Genomic DNA, 6848 nt, shown 5'->3' on the forward strand with positions numbered 1-6848 from the left:
GACCACCTTGCGTGGATTCTTCGCTCGGATGAAAACGCCCGATTTCAACTTGAGCGTTCCGGTATAGATGCCGTCCAAGACCACCAGCGTGTCGCCAGCCTTCATCGTGTCGATGGCATGCTGCACCATCTGGAACGGCTGTTCTTCGGAAGTCCCTGCATTGCCATCGCTGCCCGATGGACCAACGTAATAGGTATCAGCCAGTACGGTCGTGCCGCTGGCGATCGATAATGCGACTGCGAGAATGCTTTTTCGAATCATGGTCATGCGTTTGCCGGTAGCGGATTCGGCCAGAATTGCTGTAGTGGATTTCGTCAGAAATCCTGTGCTGTTTCGGTTTTAAAGGAGGTTTCATTGGAATTCTGGCGAATTCCACTACCTTTATTCTCAATCTTCGAACTTGATCTCTAAACGCTGGTCAGCAACGAGCTTTAGGGGCTCGGTAAATCGCAAAATGTACCGATCGGCTTCCTGGAGGAATTTTGCTTGGACTTGCTCACCATCAATGGCGACTTTGGCTTGGCTTGTGGATGTGCCTTTGACTTTATCAAGTGCCAACTCCTTCAAGGCAAGCTTGCCGTAACGCAACTCAAGCGAAGCCGTTTGTTGACCACTGTCAACTGTCTGCGTGAACCGGCCCCAGCCTTCGGCCGTGGTGAACGCCGCGCGGAAGTCTTCGGGACTCAGCCGCGGGCCGAAGGCCAGCTTGCCTTGCGGACCGTCATAGCGATAACCGCACGCCGCCAGGTAGGCACCGTAGCTGGCCATCGCGCGGGAGTAGTGATCGCTGCATTCGACTTCGTTGTAAGGGTTGCGAGCGTCGGGCGAGTAGCGGTCGTAGATCGCTTTGCCAATCGCCAGACCTTCCTGGACCATGCCTTCGCGGATCATGTGCGCGGCGACCTGCCATTCGAATCCCGTCATGCATTCGTTCAAATAGCCGGCATAGCTCGCTTTGCCACTCTTGGGTTCAATCTTGCCATTTGGAAAGCTGCACATGACAAGGCCGGCATCACCAGCGGCGGCATACCAGCGGCCGTTCTTCATCACTTTGCGGAACTCGCCCACGTTGGGCGTAAAGTTGTATTTCCACAGCGACTGCAGTGACCTCTGAATCTTGTCCTTGGGCAGGATCGGTTCGAGCCCGACCTCATGTAACCAGCTTTCGCCGAGAACCTGGTCGATATGACAGCCATTGGTCGAACCATGTTTTTCGCTCTCCGCATCGCCCGGGATGTGAATGAAGTAACCGAAGTCCTCGTTCCACAGTTGCTCGACCATCGCCGGTGCGCCCTTGGCGACGATGCGTTCATAACGCTCGGCCACAGACGTTTGATTCATCTGACGGGCCATCACCGCCGATGCTTTCAGCGCCGCGTGGTAGACGTTGATCAACCAATGCACTTTTCCGTACCAGGGCTCATCCAAAGTATTGTGCTGGGCACCCGCTAAGATTCCGTCCTCATCGGGGTCCCACTCTTTGATGACAAAATCCATCGAGAGTTTGACGCGATCCCAGATGCTCTTCAGAAAGCGGTAGTCGGTCGTCATTTGGCTTTCACGCAGCACGCGAATGATCGTGCCGCAGGTGCCGTCCAGGGCATCGTCTCGGCCGTTTTTCCCGTCCCGCATGGAATAGCGGAAATAAATCATGCCGTTGGAATCATCAAAGCCGAGTCCGTACTCAATCTTGTCACGGCACTCGCGTTCGATCTCTGGAAAGACTCTCGCCAGCCCTTGAGCGTAGTTCCAAACGTGCGTGCAATTGCCGGGACAGCACCTGACGCCTTCCTCTAGATTGTAAATGTCGGTGTTATTGCCACGTGGGTAGACCCGCTGGGCGACTTGGGTTTGCATGCAGTTGATAGGAATGAATGCACGCTCCAAAAACCAATACGGCAAGCTGGAATCGTACCAAGTATCAACCCATTTTTGGGTGGTGCCATATAGTTCGCTTTCGCGTTTAGCCAGTTGATTCGACGCTTCGCTCGCAGTGGGATAAACCGTTGCGTAGTGATTGCGGCCGGGCGAGGTTGACTTCGGTCCCATTCCAAAACCAACGCCATAGCGAACCATCGGGAACCGCCACGACACCGTGAAGGAGACGGTCTTGGATTCACCGGGCCCGAGTGAAAACTTGCGGCCGATCGAAGCCAGGGCGGGCCGTTTGGCATTCATTTGGACTCGGGCACCATCCTCTGCACTAGCCTCGGAGTCAAAGACGCCGTCGGGACCAGGATTCGTTTTGGCCAAATCCACTAGCTCCGGTTTCTCTTTGCCAAGGACACCGAGTGCCATGGCATTGGCATTCTCGAAATCTGCCGTGCATTCGACGGTGGCAATCTCGTCCAATGCACGATACACACCGACTTTCTTTCCCTTCGAGCCATTGGTGCTGTTATCGATCCAACCCGCAATCGCCACGTCTTGGGAATCAGGCGAGGCGTTCGTGACGGTGTAACGCATCACGATCACCGGGTAGCTGGACTCATCACGATTGAGCGGGATGAAGGGTGTGTAGGCTTCCAGTTGAACTCTCAGTGGACAAGATTTATCGGCGTAGTTCACCAATCCCATCGGGTATTGATTGGTGAACTTGACGTCCTGGAAACCGCCCGCGTCGAGCGTGTGGACCTTGCCACCGACTTGCAATGCAAACCCTTGAGCCGGGGATGAACGGGCCACATCGGGTTGCATGTAGCGAACGCCTTTGGGGTTGTTCTTTCGATCCTTTTTGGCGGTGAGGTTCCAGTACCACAGCTGCCCATCGCCGCCGAGATAGACTTGCCCGGTACAGAGGCCACTGATTGGCATGCCGATGTACTTCAGGTTGCCCGCCGTGGCGCTCAGGGGCTCGCCCCGTGCATACAGACTTTCGATCCACTGTTTGCTCAGCTTCTTGTCGGCCGGAATGACGTGGTCGAAGTCCTCCGCTTCAAATGGCCCGGCCATCACGTCGGTCCGGCCCGCCATTAACATCGCGGCAGTTAGCCCGGTGGCTTTGACGAACTGGCGACGTCCCGCCCGAGCATTCGCATCCCCACAACAGCCAGGAACGGAATTGCAGTTGTCTGAAGCGTTGGATGTCTGAGTGTTCGCTTCTTGGTTCATCGTGTTACTTCGCAAGTGTCAGGGGTGTTGGTGTTTCAACGAATGCCGCGGACCGGCTATTTTGGGACAACTCCTTTTGAAAGGCTTCCATATGCGAACGCAGAAGCTCGGCGACTTCAGGATGCTCTGCCAGCACATTGCGCTTTTCGCCGATATCCGATTCCAGATCGTAGAGTGCCGAGGCGGCCCCGCCGTTGCCTTCGGTGTGCAGCTTCCACTTGCCGCAGCGAACGGCCTTTAAGTCGTTGTCCCGGTAGACAAAGAATGTCTCGTGCGGGCTTTCCGCTTTCTGAGTCAACACCGGCCAGATGTCCTTGCCATCGATTTCGCGGTCACTCGGAAGCTCGCCGCCGGCTAGTTTGGCAAACGTCGGCAGCAAGTCCATCGCCGTCAGAATCTCATCAATCGACTCTCCAGCGGGAATCTTGCCCGGCCAACGGATGACCGCGGGCACCCGAGGGCCGCCCTCATACGTGCTGCCCTTTTTGCCTCGCAGCGGATGCGCTTTACCAGCTGCTGGACCGTTATCGGTGGTGAAGATGACAAGCGTGTTTTCATCAAGTCCATTGGCTTTCAGCGTATCGAGAATCTGACCAACCGACCAATCAATCTCGCTGATCGCATGCGGGAATAGTTTGCGGCGAGTGCCGTAGTTGATCCGCTTGCCTTCCTTGACCAATCTCTGCCGGAGTGGCTCGGGCGCAGACGCGACGAATTCGGGCGACGCCGCCAAAGGTCCATGTGGAATTGGATGCGGCACGTAGAGAAAGAACGGTTCGTCTTTGTGTTTTTCAATGAACTGAACCGCCCGCTCGGTGAACCGCTTCGTCAGAAAATCGGGATCGGGATCCATTTCGATGACCTCTTCGCCTTCGAGCAAGGGCAGCGGAGGAAAGCGAAAGTGCTTTTGTCTCGGATGATGAGGAGCGATGTCATGGCTGTAAGGAAGCCCGAAAAATTCGTCGAATCCCTGACGCGTGGGCAGGAATTCCGGTTGGTCCCCGAGGTGCCACTTGCCAAACATTCCGGTGGCGTATCCTGCTTCTTTAAGCACTTCGGCAATTGTCACTTCATCCGGGTTCAAACCTTTACTATCACCGGCCAACAGCACCGCAAAATCAGACCCGTAGGCCATGTCAATGCGGCGCGGATAGCAACCGGTCATTAAGGCCGCTCGCGAAGGCGTACACAGCGGTGCCCCCATGTAAAAGCTGGTCAGCTTGGTTCCTTCGGCCGCCATCTGGTCGATGCGAGGCGTGCTGACATGCGTGCCGCCGAAACAGCTGAGATCGGCATAGCCCTGATCGTCGGTAAAGATGACGACGATGTTCGGCTGCGGTGATGGTGCTGCAAGAACCGCAGTGGCTCGAAAGCAGAAACTTGCAACTAGGCTGAGACTGGCAATCAAGCAGATAGGGTTTCGGTCGTTCATTTGGTTTTCTTCAGGGGGCGATATTTCGAGAGGGAATCCTGCATCTGCTGCACGATTTCGGGGTACTCGCGGTAAAGATTCTTCGTTTGATTGACGTCGGCTTCGAGATCGTACAATTGAGCGGGCGGCGCTCCCTTTTTGATCTTGCCGTTTTCAATGTCGCTGTTGGGAGTGTTGACCAGCTTCGCAACCGCAGCCCCTCCCCACGCGTGTTGGTTGGGTTTCGAGCCAGTGAATCCGCCATCGCTTCGGGCCGGAATGTACATCCACTTGCCTTTTCGCAATGACAAATGCGACGCTTTGTGCGGGGCTAATACCAATTCGATGCGCAGCGGTTGGTCTGGATTGCCAAGGAACGCGGGAAGCAAATTGATACTATCCTTTTGCTCGGCCGCACTTAGTTGGGTTCCTGTCAGCGCCGCCATGGATGCCAACATGTCGAGGTTGCAAAGCAATTGGTCCGATACACTGCCTGCTTCGATTTTTCCTGGCCACCAAGTGATGAACGGTACACGGTGTCCGCCTTCCCAAACACCAAATTTGGACCCGAGCAGATCGCCGTTGATTTTGTGCCCCCGTGCGGCGGCAGCACGGCCACCGTGGTTGAACATGCCGCCGTTATCACTGGTAAAGATCACTAGCGTATTGTCAGCGACGCCGCTGGCTTCGAGGCTCTTCATCACCTCGCCCACGATCCAGTCGAGTTCATGCACAAAGTCGCCATAAATTCCGGACTGACTCGTTCCCTGAAATCGCTCGGCCGGCGTAAAGGGATGGTGGACATTGGTGGTCGCCAAGTACAGGAAGAAAGGTTTCTTCTGGCGACCTTGAATCCACTCGGTCGCCTTTTCGGTCAACATGGTTCCGACTTCGTAGTCGTTGAACTGCTTGTGTGCTTCCACTGCTCCGCTGAAACGATTGGGAGTTCGCTGGGCAGCTTCGGGCGGAATTTTTGTGATGGGCGTGGCGCCTTTGCTCGTGTTGCCGAGATAAACCAACGGATCATCGGGATCGCCACCGACGATACGGTCATTCTCGACATACACGTAGGGCGGAGCACTATTCACGATCGGCACGCCGAAATAGTAATCAAATCCAAGGTCCAGCGGCCCAGGCCGCAGCGGTTCTTGCCAATCGTTAGCCGTTTCGCCAAAACCCAAGTGCCACTTTCCTACGACCGCCGTATCGTAACCACGGTTTTTGAAAAGATCGGCTAGCGTGAATGTTTCGGTATCGATGAGCAGCGGGGATGGGATAGGGGCTGGACCCCAAATGCCTTTCCCGCCCATGGCTCGAAAGGGATACTGGCCGGTCAACAACGCATAGCGAGAAGGTGTGCAGACCGCCGATGCGGAATGAGCATCGGTAAACCGTCGCCCTTCGGCGGCCAATCGATCAATATTCGGCGTCTGTAACTTGGTCGCGCCGTAGCAGCCCAAGTCGCCATAGCCTAGGTCATCCGCAAGAATGTAGACCACGTTGGGTGGCGTCGGTTCATCGCCGCGAGCTGATGGTGTCAGCACAAAAGACAGACAAAGCGTGGAAAAAGCGTATAGAGTTTTCGTGTTCATGAGAGGAGGGGCGTGAGGTTGAGGGATTAGCAGTGAATGCGGTCGTGGAATAACGGAAAGGGCGGATGCAGCGGTTTATTTCAGCATTGCTCAATTGCTGGTTTTCGGTCGAAGGTTATCCGCCGTTTCCATTGCGTTGAATGTGATTCTGATTCTTTATCGAAGCTGACTTCGTGGCGTCCGAAAGCGTTCGCCGTGGTGCGCCAAAGGTGCGGGCGTTCTCACCGAAGCGGTTGTGATCGCCGATGTCATTCCTCGCCCACTCCGCTAGCTTCATCAATTCAGCAACCGTTTCTGGAAATTTGTCCGCAACATCGGTGGTTTCGCCGATGTCGGCCTCTAAATCGTAGAGTCGGGCCTTCTGAATGCGGATGGCGTCAGCCTTAGCAATATGGCCTTTCCACTTGGTCGCGATACTGGTCTGTACCGGTTCGGTATGCGGAAGCATTAGCTTCCACTTGCCAGAACGCACGGCGCGAAGGCTGTCATGTTGGTAATAGAAAAAGTTGCGGTCGAGTGTGTCCGCCTCGCCGTGCATCAACGCCGAAATGTCGACGCCGTCAATGACACGATCTGTGGGAGCCGTGGTCCCGGCTAGTTTGGCGAGGGTCGGCATCACATCGATGGTAGACGTCACCGCATCGCACTCGGTTCCAGCAGGAATTTTTCCGGGGGCACGCATGATGCAAGGCACGCGTAATCCGCCCTCCCAGCAGGATGTCTTCCCGCTCCGC

At 55.6% G+C, this 6848-nt stretch carries 5 protein-coding genes; all 5 read right to left on the reverse strand.

The genetic code is table 11. The annotated features are described in order from the left end of the window. On the reverse strand, positions 1 to 261 hold a 261-nt coding region (locus tag RMSM_RS20225; protein WP_201767061.1), incomplete at its 3' end, for a hypothetical protein. A gap of 126 nt (positions 262 to 387) precedes the next feature. Further along, positions 388 to 3111, reverse strand: a complete 2724-nt coding sequence (locus tag RMSM_RS20230) for a GH116 family glycosyl hydrolase (RefSeq protein ID WP_008700376.1) — start codon at positions 3109 to 3111, stop codon at positions 388 to 390. 4 nt (positions 3112 to 3115) lie between these two features. Continuing rightward, positions 3116 to 4543 (reverse strand): sulfatase family protein, encoded by a 1428-nt coding sequence (locus tag RMSM_RS43620; protein WP_008700378.1) that lies wholly within the window; start codon positions 4541 to 4543, stop codon positions 3116 to 3118. Then, the gene (locus RMSM_RS43625; RefSeq protein ID WP_008700380.1) at positions 4540 to 6114 is read right to left on the reverse strand and encodes a sulfatase family protein; all 1575 of its coding nucleotides are present in this window, start codon (positions 6112 to 6114) and stop codon (positions 4540 to 4542) included. The genes RMSM_RS43620 and RMSM_RS43625 overlap by 4 nt, the downstream gene beginning before the upstream one ends. Before the next feature lie 115 nt (positions 6115 to 6229). Next, a partial coding sequence (locus RMSM_RS20245; RefSeq protein ID WP_144057804.1) for a sulfatase/phosphatase domain-containing protein occupies positions 6230 to 6848 on the reverse strand: 619 nt, incomplete at its 5' end.

Source organism: Rhodopirellula maiorica SM1 (genome assembly GCF_000346295.1).
GTDB lineage: Bacteria > Planctomycetota > Planctomycetia > Pirellulales > Pirellulaceae > Novipirellula > Novipirellula maiorica.